The 15,564-nt window shown below is 69.1% G+C and carries 14 protein-coding genes; 9 read left to right on the plus strand and 5 right to left on the minus strand.

From position 1 onward, the window contains the following. From ABD188_RS10280 to ABD188_RS10290, 3 genes are all read left to right on the plus strand, one after another. On the plus strand, positions 1-1,218 hold the full coding sequence (locus ABD188_RS10280) for a PrsW family intramembrane metalloprotease (protein WP_344061476.1): 1,218 nt from the start codon (positions 1-3) through the stop codon (positions 1,216-1,218). Between the two features lie 195 nt (positions 1,219-1,413). Continuing rightward, positions 1,414-1,782: an FKBP-type peptidyl-prolyl cis-trans isomerase gene (locus ABD188_RS10285; protein WP_344061479.1), complete on the plus strand. Its 369-nt coding sequence runs from the start codon at positions 1,414-1,416 to the stop codon at positions 1,780-1,782. A gap of 186 nt (positions 1,783-1,968) precedes the next feature. Continuing rightward, positions 1,969-2,529 (plus strand): YceI family protein, encoded by a 561-nt coding sequence (locus tag ABD188_RS10290; RefSeq protein ID WP_344061482.1) that lies wholly within the window; start codon positions 1,969-1,971, stop codon positions 2,527-2,529. Here ABD188_RS10290 and ABD188_RS10295 read toward each other — a convergent pair. Together ABD188_RS10295 and ABD188_RS10300 are read right to left on the minus strand one after the other, a co-directional pair. Continuing rightward, positions 2,526-3,467 carry a DMT family transporter gene (locus ABD188_RS10295; protein ID WP_344067011.1) on the minus strand — a complete coding sequence of 314 codons (942 nt, stop codon included), beginning with the start codon at positions 3,465-3,467 and terminating at the stop codon, positions 2,526-2,528. The genes ABD188_RS10290 and ABD188_RS10295 overlap by 4 nt on opposite strands. A gap of 149 nt (positions 3,468-3,616) precedes the next feature. After that, on the minus strand, positions 3,617-4,927 hold the full coding sequence (locus ABD188_RS10300; protein WP_344061485.1) for an MFS transporter: 1,311 nt from the start codon (positions 4,925-4,927) through the stop codon (positions 3,617-3,619). Positions 4,928-5,107: 180 nt separating this feature from the next. On the opposite strand from ABD188_RS10300, the gene rpsO reads away from it, so the two are divergent. Then, complete coding sequence (rpsO, locus tag ABD188_RS10305; protein WP_344061488.1) at positions 5,108-5,377, plus strand: 30S ribosomal protein S15; 270 nt, start codon at positions 5,108-5,110, stop codon at positions 5,375-5,377. Between the two features lie 464 nt (positions 5,378-5,841). On the opposite strand, the gene ABD188_RS10310 is transcribed toward rpsO, so the two are convergent. Then, a complete protein-coding gene (locus tag ABD188_RS10310; protein ID WP_344061491.1) occupies positions 5,842-6,870 on the minus strand; it encodes an isopenicillin N synthase family dioxygenase in 1,029 nt (342 codons plus the stop codon). Between the two features lie 160 nt (positions 6,871-7,030). Here ABD188_RS10310 and efeU point away from each other — a divergent pair, with 160 nt between their 5' ends. The 3 genes from efeU to efeB are packed head-to-tail and all read left to right on the plus strand — an operon-like array spanning position 7,031 to position 10,579. Continuing rightward, positions 7,031-8,065, plus strand: coding sequence for an iron uptake transporter permease EfeU (gene efeU, locus ABD188_RS10315; RefSeq protein WP_344061494.1), 1,035 nt, complete (start codon positions 7,031-7,033; stop codon positions 8,063-8,065). Next, on the plus strand, positions 8,062-9,288 hold the full coding sequence (gene efeO / locus ABD188_RS10320; protein ID WP_344061497.1) for an iron uptake system protein EfeO: 1,227 nt from the start codon (positions 8,062-8,064) through the stop codon (positions 9,286-9,288). The genes efeU and efeO overlap by 4 nt, the downstream gene beginning before the upstream one ends. A 19-nt stretch (positions 9,289-9,307) precedes the next feature. Continuing rightward, positions 9,308-10,579: an iron uptake transporter deferrochelatase/peroxidase subunit gene (efeB, locus tag ABD188_RS10325; RefSeq protein WP_344061500.1), complete on the plus strand. Its 1,272-nt coding sequence runs from the start codon at positions 9,308-9,310 to the stop codon at positions 10,577-10,579. Here efeB and ABD188_RS10330 read toward each other — a convergent pair. Then, positions 10,576-11,727, minus strand: coding sequence for an epoxide hydrolase family protein (locus ABD188_RS10330; RefSeq protein ID WP_344061502.1), 1,152 nt, complete (start codon positions 11,725-11,727; stop codon positions 10,576-10,578). The two genes, efeB and ABD188_RS10330, sit on opposite strands and share 4 nt — an antisense overlap. 65 nt (positions 11,728-11,792) lie before the next feature. Between ABD188_RS10330 and ABD188_RS10335 the strand changes: the two genes are divergently transcribed. Then, on the plus strand, positions 11,793-12,761 hold the full coding sequence (locus ABD188_RS10335; protein WP_344061504.1) for a helix-turn-helix transcriptional regulator: 969 nt from the start codon (positions 11,793-11,795) through the stop codon (positions 12,759-12,761). Between the two features lie 13 nt (positions 12,762-12,774). Here the strand turns inward: ABD188_RS10335 and ABD188_RS10340 are convergent, their stop codons facing one another. Beyond that, positions 12,775-13,986 carry an acyltransferase family protein gene (locus tag ABD188_RS10340; protein WP_344061506.1) on the minus strand — a complete coding sequence of 404 codons (1,212 nt, stop codon included), beginning with the start codon at positions 13,984-13,986 and terminating at the stop codon, positions 12,775-12,777. Between the two features lie 113 nt (positions 13,987-14,099). On the opposite strand from ABD188_RS10340, the gene ABD188_RS10345 reads away from it, so the two are divergent. Beyond that, complete coding sequence (locus ABD188_RS10345; RefSeq protein WP_344061509.1) at positions 14,100-15,554, plus strand: carboxylesterase/lipase family protein; 1,455 nt, start codon at positions 14,100-14,102, stop codon at positions 15,552-15,554. Positions 15,555-15,564 lie beyond the last annotated feature (10 nt).

Consider the following 15,564-nt stretch of genomic DNA (forward strand, 5'->3'; position numbering starts at 1 on the left):
ATGACGCATGACCCGGGCGCCCCCAAGTCGCGGCCCTCGCTCACTCCTCCCGCCTTCCCGTCGGCGCTGGCGCAGCCGCATGTGGGTCCGCCCGCCGTCATCCCCGCAGCGACGGCGTCTCCCGCGGCGCTGCCGGTGCAGCCGCGCGCCGGTCGCACCGCCCCGGTCTGGTGGATTGCGGTCCTCGTGATCCTCCTCACGGTCCTGGTCGGCTACTTCCTCAATGCGATCGGACCCGCTGCCTCTCTCATCGGGATGCTCGTCGCGCTGGTCCCGCTCGCGGCCGTACTGCTGGCCGTGCGGCTCGTCGACCGTTGGGAACCCGAGCCTCGCGGGCTGCTCGTCTTCGCGTTCGCCTGGGGAGCGGTCGCCGCCGTCGGCATCGCGCTGGGGGTCGACCTGCTGATCACGATGGCGTTCGGCCCCGCCGATTCGCCGGGGCGCGACGTGTTCGCGGCAGTCGTGCAGGCGCCCATCGTCGAGGAGGCGGCCAAGGGCATCGGGGTGTTCCTCATCTTCGCGACGGCCCGCCGCGCATTCGACGGGCCGATCGACGGGATCGTGTACGGGGGACTGGTCGGTGCCGGATTCGCCTTCACCGAGAACATCCAGTACTTCGCGATCAGCTTCGTCGAGGGTGGGACGGCGGACCTCACGACCACGTTCTTCGTGCGCGGCATCCTGTCCCCGTTCGCGCACGTGATGTTCACGAGCGTCACGGGGTTCGCGCTGGGCATCGCCGCGCGACGCGGGCTTCGCGGCGGGCGGGCCGTCGGACCCTGGGTGCTCGGCATGATCGGTGCGATCGCGCTCCACGCGTTCTGGAACGGGTCGGCGGTCTTCCTCGACTTCTTCGTGCTCTACATGACGGCTCAGGTGCCCCTCTTCGTGCTGTTCGTACTCGGGGTGATCGCGCTGCGTCGCGAAGAGGCGCGGCTCACCCGCCGACGTCTTGGCGACTACGCCGCGGCGGGATGGTTCACGCCGCAGGAGGTCGACATGCTCGCGACACCCGCAGGTCGGAAGGCCGCCCTGGCATGGGCGAAAACCCTTCGCGGCGATCGCACCCGACTCATGGAGCGCTTCATCCTCGATGCCACGGCCCTCGCTGCGACACGCCAGCGCGCGATCAGCGGCCGCGACGATCGAGCCGCCGATGACGAGCTCGTGCTCCTCACACGAACCGCCGGCGCCCGTGCCGCACTGTTCGCGCCTTAGTTCTCGGGCTTGACACCATCACGGGACGTCGGCATCCTGAAGGCAGGTCAACTCAGCGCTCGGTAGTCACGCAGGCATTGCCGCGGCACCGGGCGCTGAGTCCTTCTCGGGGCAGGATCCTGCACGTCGGTACCACGCCACGCCCGGGCGCGCATCGCGTTGACCGGGGCGCTCCCCTCGGGTTGGATGGAGGTCATGACTGACGACCGCACCAAGCCCGACATCGACGCACCTGAGGGTCCCGCACCCGACGAGCTGGTCATCCGCGACCTGATCGTCGGTGACGGCGACGAGGCGAAGCCCGGTGACACCGTGACCGTCCACTACCTCGGCGTGGAGTACGAGACCGGCGAGGAGTTCGACTCCTCATGGAACCGCGGTGAGAGCATCCAGTTCCCGCTGCGTGGGCTCATCCAGGGCTGGCAGGAAGGGATCCCCGGCATGCGGGTCGGCGGTCGCCGGGAGCTCGTGATCCCCCCCGAGCTCGCCTATGGCCCTCCCGGTGGACACTTCCTCGGCGGCAAGACGCTCATTTTCGTCATCGATCTCATCGACGTCGCGTAGGCGACTCACCCGCACGAGGGGCGGATGTCGCCGGCGCACCGCACGCCGCGGCATCCGCCCCTCACGCTGTGCGCGGCACGATCTGCAAGCAATTATCTATTCATGGGAATAGATTGCGCCGCGCGTGTGCTTCACCGTGTACGAGCTTGTCGCAGACCGCGACGATAACCGACACGAAGGACCACCATGACCGACACCATCATCGACGTTCCCGGCTACAAGACAGGCACCTGGGTGCTCGACCCCTCGCACAGCGAGGTGACCTTCAGCGTCCGCCACATGATGATCTCCAAGGTGCGCGGAACGTTCGGGATGAAGAGCGCGACCCTTGTCGCCCCCGCGAACCCGCTGGATGCGAAGGTCGATGCGGCTGTCGACGTCACCTCGCTCGACACGAAGGACGACGGCCGCGACGCCCACCTCCGTTCGGCGGACTTCTTCGACGTCGAGAACTTCCCGACCATGGAGTTCGTCTCCAAGACCGCGCATGTTGCAGACGGCGAGTACTTCGTCGATGGCGACCTCACGATCAAGGGCGTCACCAAGCCGGTCTCGTTCGAGTTCGAGTTCGGCGGATTCGGCACCGACCCGTGGGGCAACTACAAGGCGGGCGCCACGGCGAAGTCCGTGATCAACCGTGAGGACTTCGGCCTCACGTGGAACGCGGCCCTCGAGACCGGAGGGGTGCTCGTCGGCAAGGACGTCACCATCACCCTGGAACTGCAGCTCGTGCTGCAGCAGGACTAGTCATCGGATGAAGGGGCGGGCGATGCGTCCGCCCCTTCGCTGTGCCCGCGGCGTCGCGGGGGCGTCAGCCGGTTCTGGGCGAGCAGGATGCCGAGGAAGACGACCAGCGCTCCGACCGGCTCGTTCCAGCTGATGTGCTCCCCGAGTATCACCACACCGAGCAGCACCCCCACGATCGGTGTGATGTACGTCACGGTGGACGCGCGGGTCGGCCCCCACGCGCGGACCGTCGTCTGGTTCCAGATGTAGGCCACCCCTGTGCCGAGGCAGCCGAGCAGCAGGACGCTGCCCACGATCCAGGGATCGAGCGTGACGGGCGACAGCGCGACGAAAGGGGTCAGCGCGAGCATGATCACCGCGGCGATGCCGATGTTGAGGAACGAGAAGACGAGCGCCGTCATGCCTGTGTGGGCGACGAACTTGCGCATGTACGCGAGGCTGAATCCGTAGCAGGCGGTCGCGCCGAGGATGGCGAACTGCGCGACGAGGCTCTGGCTCAGGTCGAGGCCCTGCCACGGCGCGATGATGACCACCACGCCGAGGATGCCGGCGAGGATGCCTGCGATCTGCAGAGCCTTCAGCCGCTCGACCCGGAACAGCAGTCCGGCCATCACGGCCGTCATGATCGGGGTCGTCGCGTTGTAGATGCTCGCGAGTCCGGACGTGACGTGCTGTTGCGCCCAGGAGAAGAGCAGGAAGGGCGCGACGCAGAAAGACACCGCGAGGACCGTCATGTGGCCCCAGATCCGCAGGCTGCGGGGCAGCCGGTCGCGGCGCAGCGCGACGAACAGGCCGAGTGTCAGCCCGCCCAGGATCAGCCGCGACCACGCCACCTGGCCGGGGGAGATGCCATCGAGCGCGACCTTCATGAACAGGAAGCTCGACCCCCAGATGATGCCGGTGAGCACGAACTGCACGGCGACCGAAGCGTTGGACAGACCGCCTGGGCCGGCGAGGTCGCCCGTGGCGCGGGCAGTCGCGGCGGTGGGGGTCTCGGTCGGCACCCGTCGACTCTATTGCGGGCATCCACCCCGAGGACTCGAACCCCGATGCCCCGTCCGAAACCCGCCGAAGAGTGGCGGTTCCGCTACGGCACCGGGTGCTCCGCGTCGTAGGCGCGGAACCGGGGGCTCGACCTCACGAGCAGGGACACGAGCCCGATGATCACGAACCCGCCGAGGAGAGGCGGGAACCACAGCGTCGTGAGGGTCGCGAGCACTCCCGCGTAGAGGGCGCCGAGCCGTGGGCCGCCCGTGACCACGACGATGAACACGCCCTGGAGGCGTCCGCGGATCGCATCGGGAACTGCGGCCTGCAGCATCGTGTTGCGGAAGATCGAGCTGACATTGTCAGCGGCGCCCGCGACGATCATCGTGATGACTGCGGCGACGATGAGCACGACGTTCGGGGTGTTCTCGTCGACGCCGACCGGGGCGAACCATCCGAGCGCCGCAGCGCCGAGCACGAGCCCGAATGCCGTCATCGCCCCGCCGTAGACGACGATCGCACGCTCGATCCCCAGGCCCTGGCGGCGCACGCGACCGACAGGTCCCGAGAGCAGGCTCGACACGAACGCGCCTGCCGCGATCGATGCGGTCAGCAGGCCGGTCGTGATGGGTCCGCCGCCCAGCAGGATCGCGCCGATCGCGGGGAAGAGCGCGAGCGGCTGGCCGAACGTCATGGCGATGATGTCGAGGATGAACTGCAGGCGGATGTTCGACGCCCCCTTGAGGAAGCGCCATCCGTCCTTGAGGGATTCGAGCCCAGGACGGACGATCACGCCCTCGGGGCGGACGCTCGGCAGGGTCCAGAGCCCGACGAAGAGCGACAGCATGAGCACCACGTCGATCGTGTAGGTCCAGGCGTAGCCGGTGAACGCGACGAGCACGCCCGCGAGCGCCGGGCCCACCATCACCATGATTCCGACGGTGATGCCGTTGAGAGCGGATGCCGCCGGCAGCAGATCGCTGGGGATCAGGCGCGGCACGATGGCGGCGCGGGTGGCGGACACGACCGTGTTCGCCGCGGAGTTCACGATCGTGAGCGCGTAGAGCCATGCCACGGTCTCCCACTGTCCCCACGTGATCACCGCGAGGACGACCGTCGACGCGAACGTGATGGTGGCGGCGATGAGGGCCACCATCCGTCGGTCGAAGGCATCCGCCAGCATCCCGCCGTAGAGTCCGGCGATGATCATCGGCACGAGTCCGGTGACCGCGATCATCGCGACGGCGAACGTCGATCCCGTCAGTGCGTACATCTGCAGCATCACCGCGACGATGGTGAGCTGACCGCCGAGGCCCGAGAGCGTCGAGCCGATCCAGAGGCGGGCGAAGGCCGGGCTCGCTGCGAACGGCCGTAGGTCGATGAAGTGATCGCGACGAAGCCGCTTGATCACGACACGATCCGGCACAGCTCGGGCATCCCTCGAGCCTAGCCCGCGCGCCGAGCGGGCGATTCGTCGGGGTCGGTGCCGGCTGGTAGACTCTTCAGGTTGCCGTTCGATCGGCCGCGGATAAAGAGAGCTCACGCATCAGGCGTCGGGCGCCGCGCAATGACCAGAAAGGGGATCCCATCTATGCCACTCGAATCCGAAGCCAAGAAGGCGATCATCGAAGAGTACGCGACGCACCCCGGTGACACCGGATCCCCCGAGGTGCAGGTCGCGATGCTGACGCAGCGCATCAAGGACCTCACAGAGCACCTGAAGGAGCACAAGCACGACCACCACTCGCGTCGTGGTCTGTTCCTGATGGTCGGTCAGCGCCGTCGTCTGCTCGGCTACCTCCAGGACATCGACATCGCGCGTTACCGCTCGCTGATCGAGCGTCTCGGACTCCGTCGCTAACGCGACTCAGCGTTCAATCGTCTTCCCGAAAGGCCGTCCACGGTGTGGGCGGCCTTTCGCTGTGCCCGGCGCGTATAGCCTCCCCGCCGAGGCCCCGCATCCCCGCTGAGACGCGGCGTTCCCGCCGAAACCCGGCATTCGCGCCGAGACAAGGTGGCGTGCGCCAGGGTTTCGGCGCCGCCCGAGGGTCTCACCCGGCGGCGACCAGATCTGCATGCCAGACGACCGCGACATCCGGCATTCGCGCTGAGACCCGGTGGCCTGGGCCAGTGTCTCGCCGCCAACCGAGGGTCTCGCCCGCCCGCGAGCAGATCGGCATCGCAGATCGTCGCTTTCGCCCGCCGAGACCCAGCATTCGCGATGAGACCCGGCATCCGGCCGAGACCCGGCACCCGCGCCGAGACCCGGTGGCGTACCCCGGGGGCTCGGCGCCACGCGCAGGTCTCGCTCGCGGCGACCGCGCGTCAGGGAGTGGCGGATGTCGCGGCCCGCGCCGCGACCAGGTCGGCGTGCCAGATCTCGGCGACGTCCGGATGGGCGCGCAGGCGGGACTTGAGGGCGTTCTCGCCGTAGAGCGCGTGGATCGGGTTCGCCGGGTCCTGCGTGACCCCTCGCGCCTCGGCGGCGAGCTCGGCGGGGAGTTCGATCAGTGGCAGGCGCTTGTCGAGCGCGGGGTTGAAGAAGAACGGCACCGAGATGCGGTCGTCGGGATAGCGGGGCGAGATCACCCGGTGCTTCGTCGCGATGAGATAGCCGCCCGTCGCGTATTCCAGCAGTTCGCCGATATTCACGACGAATGCGCCCGGCACCGGCGGCGCGTCGACCCACTCGCCGTCGCGCTCCACCTGCAACCCGCCCTTACCGGGCTCGACCCACAGCAGCGTGAGCACGCCGGAGTCCTTGTGAGCTCCGACTCCCTGCTGCGGAGTCGGGTCTTCCTTGCCCGGGTAGCGCACGATCTTGATGAGCGTCGAGGGCTCGCCGAAGTGCTCGTCGAAGTAGCTTTCTGGCGCCCCGAGGGCCACGGCCCACGCGCGCAGAAGCTTTCGCGCGACGCCCGACAGATGGTCGTGCCATTCCGACACGACCTCTCGCAGTTCGGGCTGGGCGTCAGGCCAGAGGTTCGGCCCGATCAGGCGCGCGAAGTCCGGCGCATCGCTGTCGGCGACCGCGTCGCGTTCGGGGCCGATGTCGATCTGCTCCCGCCAGTCGACCTTGCCCTGGGTGCGCTCGCCGCCGATGCGCGTGTAGCCGCGGAAGTGCGGGCTCTTGACGTTCTCGATCGCGAGTTTGTCGGACTCGGGCAGCGCGAAGAAGTCGCGGGCGGCACGGTGCAATCGGTCCTCGAGCTCGGGCGAGACGCCCGTGCCCGTCAGGTAGAAGAACCCGACGCGGTGCGTGGCGTCACGCAGGTCCGCGCGGAATCGCGCGGCGGCGTCCGCGCCGGCGTCCAGCTGGGAGAGATCGAGAATCGGCAGGTTCAGGTCGGCCATGCAGTGACGATATGCGGATGCCGCGGCATCCTGCCCGAATGTTGCATCGGGTTACCGGATCGCCTGGCGGGCACCGCGTGATTGGACAGTCTCGGAGCGGATCGGTAGATTGAGGTAAGCCTTACCTCACCTGATCCCTCGAAATCCCGATAGGAACGACGTGCTCGCGACCTTCCTCATCGGCCTGCGCGAAGGCCTCGAGGCAGCGCTCGTGGTCGGGATCCTGGTCGCGTACGTGACGCGGATGGGCCGCCGCGACGTGCTGCCGAGGCTGTGGGCAGGCATCGGTCTGGCCGTCGCGCTGGCGCTCGGCATCGGCGCCGTGCTGACGTTCGGGGCATACAGCCTGACCTTCGAAGCGCAGGAGATGATCGGCGGCATCCTGTCGCTCATCACGGTCGCGATGGTGACGTGGATGATCTTCTGGATGCAGAAGACTGCGCGCACTCTGAAGTCGTCGCTCGAGGCCGGCGTCGACCGCGCGCTCGCGTCCAGCGGCCTGTGGGCAGTGGTGATCATCGGGTTCATCTCGGTCGCGCGCGAGGGAATCGAGACCACGCTGCTGCTGTGGTCGATGATGGAGTCGTTCGGCGATGCGCCATACGCGATCCTCGGCGCCGTCCTGGGACTCGCCGCGGCCATCGTGCTCGGATGGCTGCTCGCCCGGGGGATGCTGCGCATCAACCTCCGTGTGTTCTTCACCGCGACCGGCGCATTCCTCGTGGTCGTCGCCGCCGGGGTGCTCGCCTACGCGGTCATGGACCTCCAGGAAGCCGGTGCGCTGCCCGGACCCTTCACGGACGCCGCCCCCATCGATCCGGTCACCGGCGCCGTCGCCGTCGGCCTCGCGGCGTTCCCGTTCGGCTGGGCGTTCGATCTCAGCGGTGTCGTCGCACCCGGCAGCGTGATCGCGATCGTCCTGCAGTCGACGATCGGCTTCATGCCCGAGATGACCTGGCTCCAGGTGATCGCGTGGGCGCTGTACGTCCTGATCGTCGGGACGTTCTTCATTCGCGGCGTCGGTGGTGCCCGTGGCGCCCGCCGCGACAAGGCTCGTTCCGAGAACTCGCCCGCGTCCCCGGCCCATGCACAGGCGACATCGAACGCGGCTCTGGACCGCGTCGCCGTCTTGAGCGGGCGCGCCCGCTCCGGTTCGTCCGCGTCGCCCGCCCCTCCCCAGCAAGGAGCACCATGACCACCCACCGCACCCTGGGCGTCCTCGCCGTCGCCGGCGTCGCCGCACTGGTTCTGGCCGGCTGCGTGGCCAAGAGGGATGTCGCGGCGACGGGCGCGTTGGCCGTGACCTCGACCGATTCGGCGTGCGAGGTGTCGGACTCCTCGGCGACCAGCGGCACCCTCTCGTTCGACGTGAGCAACAGGGGCGACCAGATCTCGGAGTTCTACCTGTTGGCGGAGGACGGGCTGAGGATCGTCGGCGAAGCCGAGAACATCGCACCCGGCGCCTCGCGCACGCTCACCGTGGTGGCGCAGCCGGGCGAGTACTTCACGCTGTGCAAGCCCGGAATGGTCGGCGAGGGCGTCGGCAAGGCCGGTTTCTCGGTCGCCGGTGATCGCGTCGAGGCGACCGGTGACGACGCCGAGCAGAACCAGCAGGCCGTCGACCTGTACGCGGCGTTCGTCAAGGACCAGGTCGAGCAGCTGCTGCCCGCCGTCGAGACCTTCGTGACCGCCTACGAGTCGGGCGACGACGACGCCGCGAAGACGCAGTTCCCCAACGTCCGCGCCTACTACGAGCGGATCGAGCCCATCGCCGAGTCGCTGGGCGACCTCGACCCGAGGATCGACTTCCGCGAAGTGGACGCCGTTGCGGACGGGCTCGACTGGACCGGCTTCCACCGCATCGAGAAGGACCTGTGGGTGCCGGCGGAGGACGCGCTCAACGCCGACGGCGCGTCGGCCTGGCAGGACTGGGCGCCATCCACTCCGCAGGAGCGCGCCGCGTTCGGCGACCAGCTGATCGCCGACGTGCAGGAGCTCTACGACTACGTGCACTCCGCGGACTTCCAGACGGCCCTCGAGTCGCAGGGTGCCGCGGGTCTCAGCAACGGCGCGATCGCCCTCCTCGACGAGGTCGCCACCGGCAAGATCTCGGGCGAAGAGGACTGGTGGTCCGGCTCCGACCTGTGGGATTTCGCCGCGAACGTCGAGGGCTCGAAGATGGCCTTCTCTCTCGTCCAACCCTTCGCCGAGTCGAAGGGCGACGAGGGCGGGGCCCTCGTCGAGCAGATCGACTCCGGCTACGCCGACCTCGAGGCCGCTCTCGCCGTACATGGCTCGCTGGCGGACGGCTTCGTCGACTACAACGAGCTGACGGATGCAGACAAGCGCGAGCTGACGGACCTGATCAACGCTCTCGCCGAACCGCTGTCGCAGCTCACGGTGACCGTTCTGGGCTGACGTGACCGATGACATCTCCATGAGCCCGGACCCCGGCGGCGTCAGCCGCCGGGGTCTGCTCGGGCTCGCGATCGGAGCCGGGGCAGCCGGTCTCGCGATCGGTGCAGGAGCCGGCGCGACGGCCGGCGTCGCCGTCGGTCGCGCCCGCGCCGAGACCGCGGCAGCCGTCCACCCGTTCTTCGGCGGGCATCAGTCCGGCATCACGACGCCCGTCCAGGACCGGCTGCATTTCGCATCGTTCGACATGATGGCGCGCACCGACCGAGACGACCTGGTGTCGCTGCTGCAGGACTGGACGTATGCCGCTGCCCGTATGACCCAGGGACTCGATGTCAGTGTGAGCGGCGCGGTGGGCGGGTCGCCCGAAGCCCCGCCCGATGACACCGGCGAAGCGCTCGGGTTGCCGGCGAGCAGCCTGACGATCACGTTCGGCTTCGGCCCGACGCTCTTCGAGCTCGACGGGGTGGATCGATACGGCATCGCGGCGCAGCGTCCTTCGACCCTCGAGCAGCTGCCGGCCTTCGTCGGCGACGACCTCGATCCGAACGCCTCCGGGGGAGACCTCTGCATCCAGGCGTGCGCAGACGATCCCCAAGTCGCCGTACACGCCATCCGCAATCTCAGTCGCATCGCATTCGGCCGCGCCCGGCTTCGCTGGTCTCAGCTGGGGTTCGGGCGCACCTCCCGCACCACGACGGCGCAGCAGACACCGCGCAATCTCTTCGGGTTCAAGGACGGCACCCGCAACATCTTGTCCGACGACACGGCGGCACTGGACGAGCACGTGTGGGTCGCGGCATCCGACACACCCGCATGGATGGCGGGAGGCTCGTATCTCGTCGCCCGCAAGATCGCGATGCTCATCGAGACATGGGATCGTGTGCGGCTGTCCGAGCAGAACGACATCATCGGCCGGACGAAGGGCGAGGGTGCGCCTCTCTCGGGCGGGGACGAGTACACCGAGCCCGACTTCGCGGCCGCCGACACCACCGGGGCGCCCGTCATCCCGGTCGACAGCCACGTCCGGCTGGCGCATCCGGATGCCAATGAGGGCACCCGGATGCTCCGCCGCGGCTATAACTTCGTCGACGGCAACAACGACCTCGGCCGGTTGGATGCGGGGCTGTTCTTCCTGTCGTATCAGCGCGACCCCGGGCAGTTCATCCGCGTGCAGCGCTCGCTGTCGACCGACGTGATGAGCGAGTACATCCGGCACGTGCGCTCGGGACTGTGGGCGATTCCGCCCGGCGCGGCACCGGGATCGTACGTCGGAGCAGGCCTGCTGAGCTAGACGTCGTCGCCCTCCCTGCTGAAGAACGAGCGGATGTCGCCGACCACCAGCTCGGGCACTTCGAGCGCCGCGAAGTGGCCGCCGCGCTCGAACCGGCTCCAGTGGACGATGTTGGTGTTGTCGCGCTCGGCGAACACCTTGATGGTCTGGAAATCGTCGGCGAACACCGCGACGCCGGTGCGCGCAGTGCTGACGCGGGGCTCCGCCTCGGCGAGGGCGTTGTCACGGTAGGAGCGCGACATCCCGGCCGGTGCGTTCGCGAACCACGAGACGCTCACCTCGGCGAGGATCGCGTCGAGCGGCACGAGGCTCGTGCCGTTGCCGAACGAGTTGAACAGCTCGGAGTAGGCGAGGAGCCCGACGGGGGAGTCCGACAGCCCGGCGGCGACGGTCTGCGGGCGTGACGCGTTCATGGTGTTGTAGCCGCCGACCGATTGGAACCACTGCATGTGCTCGAGTCCGGCGTAATCGGCCGGCTCGAGCTTCGCGAACTCGTCGGGGTCGCCCGAGGGGAACGAGAAGAGCTGCAGCACGTGCAGGCCGAGGAAGCCTTCCGGCTCGAGCAGGCCGAGATCGCGGGCGATCAGCGCGCCGTTGTCGCTGCCGTGGATGCCGTAGGAGTCGTACCCGAGGCGTCGCATCAGCGTGTCGTACGCTGCGGCGACCCGGGCCGTCGCCCATCCGGGCTCGCCGACCGGCTGGCTGAACCCGTATCCCGGAGCGTCGGGAACGACGACGTCGAACGCGTCCTCGGCGCGTCCGCCGTGCGCGACCGGGTCGATGAGCGGACCGATCATGTCGAGGTAGTCCACGAACGAGCCGGGATACGTGTGCGCCAGGATCAGCGGGGTCGCGCCCGGGTGCGGCGAACGAGCGTGGATGAAGTGGAAGGTCTGGCCGTCGATCTCGGTCGTGAAGTGCGGGAACGCGTTGATCCGCGCTTCGACCTCGCGCCAGTCGAACGAGTCGTGCCAGCGGGCCACGGCATCGCGGAGGTACGTCACGGGCGTTCCCGCGTCCCAGTCGTCACCTGGTGCCGGCTGGGGGAAGCGGGTCCGCGCGAGCCGCGCGGTCAGGTCGTCTACCTCGGCCTGCGGCACGTCGACGCGGAACGGACGGATGTCGGTGGGGGTGTCTGTCGTGTTCATGGCTCCACGCTACGATCCATATAGGAACATCTCATTCCTGTTATCTCTTACGCTTTGGGGCCAGAATGCTCGAGACGTCGGCGCGACTCCTTTCTCTTCTCGCGCTGATGCAGAGCCGCCCGGACTGGACCGGCGCCGAGCTCGCCGTGCGACTCGACGTGACTCCGCGCACGATCCGAAACGACATCGAGCGCCTGCGCGCGCTCGGCTACCCCGTCGACGCCACGCGCGGTCGCGCAGGCTCATACCGGCTCGGCGCCGGCGGGCGGCTGCCGCCCCTCCTCCTCGACGATGAGGAGGCCGTGGCCGTCGCGATCGGACTGCGCGTCGCGACCGGCGTCGCCGGCATTGCGGATGCCGGCGAGCGCGCTCTCGCGAAGCTCCTGCAGGTGCTGCCGTCGCGGCTGCGCCCCACCGTGGACGCGCTTGCCGCGACCGTCGACCGCGGCCCCGAGAACATCGGCACCGACGCGCCCGATCCCGAGGTCGATCCCGCCGCGCTCGCGGCGGCGGCGCAGGCGATCCGCGATCAGGAGTGGTTCCGCTTCGAGTATCCGGACGGTGTGCGGCTCGCGGAGCCATACCGCCTGCTCAGCTGGCAGCGGCGCTGGTACCTGGTCGGCCGCGACCCGCAGAGCGGCGAGTGGTCGACGTTCCGCATGGACTGGGTCGCGCCACGGATGCCGACACGCAGGTCGTTTGAGCCGGTGGCACTGCCCGGTGGAGACTTCACCGAATTCGTGCTCCGCTCGGTGGCGTCGAGCGGGTGGATCGTGCACGCACGGCTCAGGGTCGACGCGCCCGCCGAAGCCGTCGTCGCGCGGATCAACCCCACGGTCGGCGTCGTGGAGTCGATCGATGCGACGACATCCGTCCTCGTCACGGGCGCCGACAGCCTCGAGACCGTCGCGGCCTACATCGGCATGCTCGGGATGCCGTTCACCGTCGAGTCGCCGGTCGAGCTGAGAGCGCACCTCGCCCGGCTTGCCGAGTCCTACGCCCGCGCGGCCGTGGAGGCGCCGGCCCCGCTCTGAGCCGGCGGACGGATCAGCCGTTCTGTCGTGGGTCCGGATGCGGTCCGGGGGCCGGTCGCGGCTGCTCGGCCGGACGCCGAGAGCCGGTGGGGTCGCTCCGTCGCCCCTCACGTCGCGCGAGCTTCGGGTCGGCGAAGAGCCACGCGGGCCGCGGCTCGACGAGCGGGCGGAACACGCGCCGCACCGGTCTGGTCGCCAGGCCCAGTGCGATGAGCACGGATGCCACCACGACGATCGGCAGCCACAGCCACGTCGGGTCGAGATCGCGGAGCAGGCCCGACTCGCGGAACGGGTAGAGCACGAAGGAGTGGAGCAGGTAGACGTACATCGTGTACTGGCCGAAATGGGTCCACCAGTGCGTGCGGCGGGGAACGAGTGCGAAGAAGGCGGCGCTGAGCACGACCGCGATGGCGATGAGCGCGAGCCGCACGCCCCCGGCCCACCACTGCGTCCCGCCGATCGACGAGTAGTTCTCGTCGTAGAAGAGCCATTCGCGCAGGTTCATCTCGCGCCAGCCGTCGACGAAGTACCACGCCGCCCAGCCTGCGACGACGAACGCGGCCACAGCGGCGACCGGCACCCACCACGCCCTGCTCCGCAGCAGCCGGAACCGGTCGACGATGTCGTGCTCGCGAAGCCACCAGCCGAGCGTGAAGAAGGGGAGGAGCCCCAGCGTCCGCGAGAGCGAGAACGTGGAGTCGAGATTCGGGAGGTAGCCCGCGCCGATCGAGATGACGACCGTCCACAGCAGCGGATAGCGGAGCAGCGCGAGGTACGGCAGCACGAGCCGGAAGATGCCGAGCGCGAGCAGGAACCAGAGGGTCCATGAGGGCTCGGTGATGTTGGGGTTGGCGCGACCCTCGACGATCCACTTGGTGAGCGTCCACACCGCCTCGAAGATCACGTACGGCACGAGGATATCCGTGATCACGCGGGCCATCTGCACGCGGGTGGGGGAGTCGGACTTGGAGAAATAGCCCGAGATGATCGCGAACGCCGGCATGTGGAACGCGTAGACGACGAGGTACAGGCCGAGGGCGATGTCGGAGTCGTACGTCAGACGCTGGGTGGCGTGGCCCAGCACCACCAGGACGATGCACGCGAATCGGGCGTTGTCCCAGAACGGGACCCGTCGACGCTTCTGATGCACGCCGACGCTCCCGGTGGCGGGTGCGCCGGGGGAAGAGGATGCCGCGGCCGCGGCTGCATGGGCTGGATCGGTCATGACGGCGAAGCCACCTTATCCTGGGTGTCGCGACACGGTCTTCTGCCGTGATCGACATACGCGCGATGAGGCGCTCCGCCCACTCGACGGATCGCGTCGGAGGAGGAGTCCGCATGCCCGAGGCGACCGTGCTCGCCATCTCGACCGGTGTCCTGCGCGGGGTGAGCGACGGCGGCATCGACCGCTATCTCGGCATCCCGTATGCGGCGCCGCCGTTCGGCATGCACCGGTTCCATCCGCCGCAGGCTCCGGAGGCGTGGGACGGCGAACGGAACGCCACGCAGTTCGGGCCGACCGCGCCGCAGCTGCCCTACCAGCGCGGGATGGACAAGTACCTCGACACCGTCGAGGTGCCGGGGGACGACATCCTGACCGTGAACGTGTGGACCCCGGCGGACCGCGACCCCGACGCGAAACTGCCCGTGCTGGTCTTCGTCCACGGCGGGGCGCTGACCCGGGGATCTGCCGCCCTGCCGACGTACGACGGCGTGACCTTCGCCCGCCACGGGATCGTCGTCGTCACGGTGCAGTACCGGGTCGGCCAGGAGGGGTTCGCAGTGCTGGAGGATGTGCCGCAGAACCTCGGCGTGCTCGACCAGCAGGCCGCGCTGCGATGGGTGCGGCACGAGATCGGCGCGTTCGGCGGTGACCCCGGCCGGGTCACCGTGATGGGGCACTCGGCGGGTGCCAACACGCTCAGCGCGCTGCTGGCCCTGCCTCATGCCGGCGAGCTCTTCGACCAGGCGATCCTGCAGAGCGGACCCCTGCAGGCGCAGCCGTCGAAGAGGGCAGGGCGTATGACGCGCGAGATCGCGAAGCGACTCGGAGTCGCCGCCACTCGAGCCGGGTTCGCCGCAGTCGCACCCCCGCGGCTGGCGGCGGAGCAGACGGCCTTGACCGCGGGCGGTTCGCCGCTCGGCCGGGGCCCCAGCGTGGCGCTCGCGATCGGCGGCGACGCGGTGCCCCAGAATCCGCTCGATGCGCTGGTCGCGGGTGCTTCGACGAGCATCCCCGTGCTCATCGGCTCGACGAGCGAGGAGTACCGGCTGTGGCTGGTGCCCTCTGGCGCCGTCGACCGGACACGCTGGTCGACCGTGACGCTCGCCCGCGTCGCGGCGCGGATTCCCCGGCGGATCGTGAGGGCGCACAGGGTGCGCCGACCTGATGCGACAGCCGGCGAGGTCATCGGCGAGATCATCTCGGACGTTCTGCTCCGTGGCCCCATCACCCGGTTCGCCGACAGCCGCGTCGGCGCGGAGGCGCCGACATACGTGTACGAGTTCCGCTGGCGCAGCCCGGTGGACCGACTCGGAGCCGCTCACGCGATGGAACTCGGGTTCGTCTTCGACCGACTCGACACGGCGGATGCGGTCGCCCTCGGTGGCCCCGACGCTCCCCAGGTCCTCGCCGATGCGATGCACCGGGCGTGGGTGTCGTTCATCGTGAACGGCGACCCGGGGTGGGAGCGGTGGTCGCCGCGGCGACCGGTGCAGGCCTTCGATGCCGACGGCGGTCACATCGACTTCGCTCCGCGTGCGGAGGAGCTCGCAGGTCTCCCCACGCGGTAGTGTCGTGCGC

The sequence above is a fragment of the Microbacterium pumilum genome (assembly GCF_039530225.1).
GTDB classification, from domain to species: domain Bacteria; phylum Actinomycetota; class Actinomycetes; order Actinomycetales; family Microbacteriaceae; genus Microbacterium; species Microbacterium pumilum.

What these genes read in the sequence shown, in the direction of transcription:
- efeO (WP_344061497.1), top strand. Translation starts at nt 8,062, where the DNA reads ATGACCACCCACCGCACCCTGGGCGTCCTCGCCGTCGCCGGCGTCGCC.
- ABD188_RS10290 (WP_344061482.1), top strand. Translation starts at nt 1,969, where the DNA reads ATGACCGACACCATCATCGACGTTCCCGGCTACAAGACAGGCACCTGG.
- efeB (WP_344061500.1), top strand. Translation starts at nt 9,308, where the DNA reads ATGAGCCCGGACCCCGGCGGCGTCAGCCGCCGGGGTCTGCTCGGGCTC.
- ABD188_RS10335 (WP_344061504.1), top strand. Translation starts at nt 11,793, where the DNA reads ATGCTCGAGACGTCGGCGCGACTCCTTTCTCTTCTCGCGCTGATGCAG.
- ABD188_RS10280 (WP_344061476.1), top strand. Translation starts at nt 1, where the DNA reads ATGACGCATGACCCGGGCGCCCCCAAGTCGCGGCCCTCGCTCACTCCT.
- rpsO (WP_344061488.1), top strand. Translation starts at nt 5,108, where the DNA reads ATGCCACTCGAATCCGAAGCCAAGAAGGCGATCATCGAAGAGTACGCG.
- ABD188_RS10285 (WP_344061479.1), top strand. Translation starts at nt 1,414, where the DNA reads ATGACTGACGACCGCACCAAGCCCGACATCGACGCACCTGAGGGTCCC.
- ABD188_RS10330 (WP_344061502.1), bottom strand. Translation starts at nt 11,727, where the DNA reads ATGAACACGACAGACACCCCCACCGACATCCGTCCGTTCCGCGTCGAC.
- ABD188_RS10340 (WP_344061506.1), bottom strand. Translation starts at nt 13,986, where the DNA reads ATGACCGATCCAGCCCATGCAGCCGCGGCCGCGGCATCCTCTTCCCCC.
- ABD188_RS10345 (WP_344061509.1), top strand. Translation starts at nt 14,100, where the DNA reads ATGCCCGAGGCGACCGTGCTCGCCATCTCGACCGGTGTCCTGCGCGGG.
- ABD188_RS10310 (WP_344061491.1), bottom strand. Translation starts at nt 6,870, where the DNA reads ATGGCCGACCTGAACCTGCCGATTCTCGATCTCTCCCAGCTGGACGCC.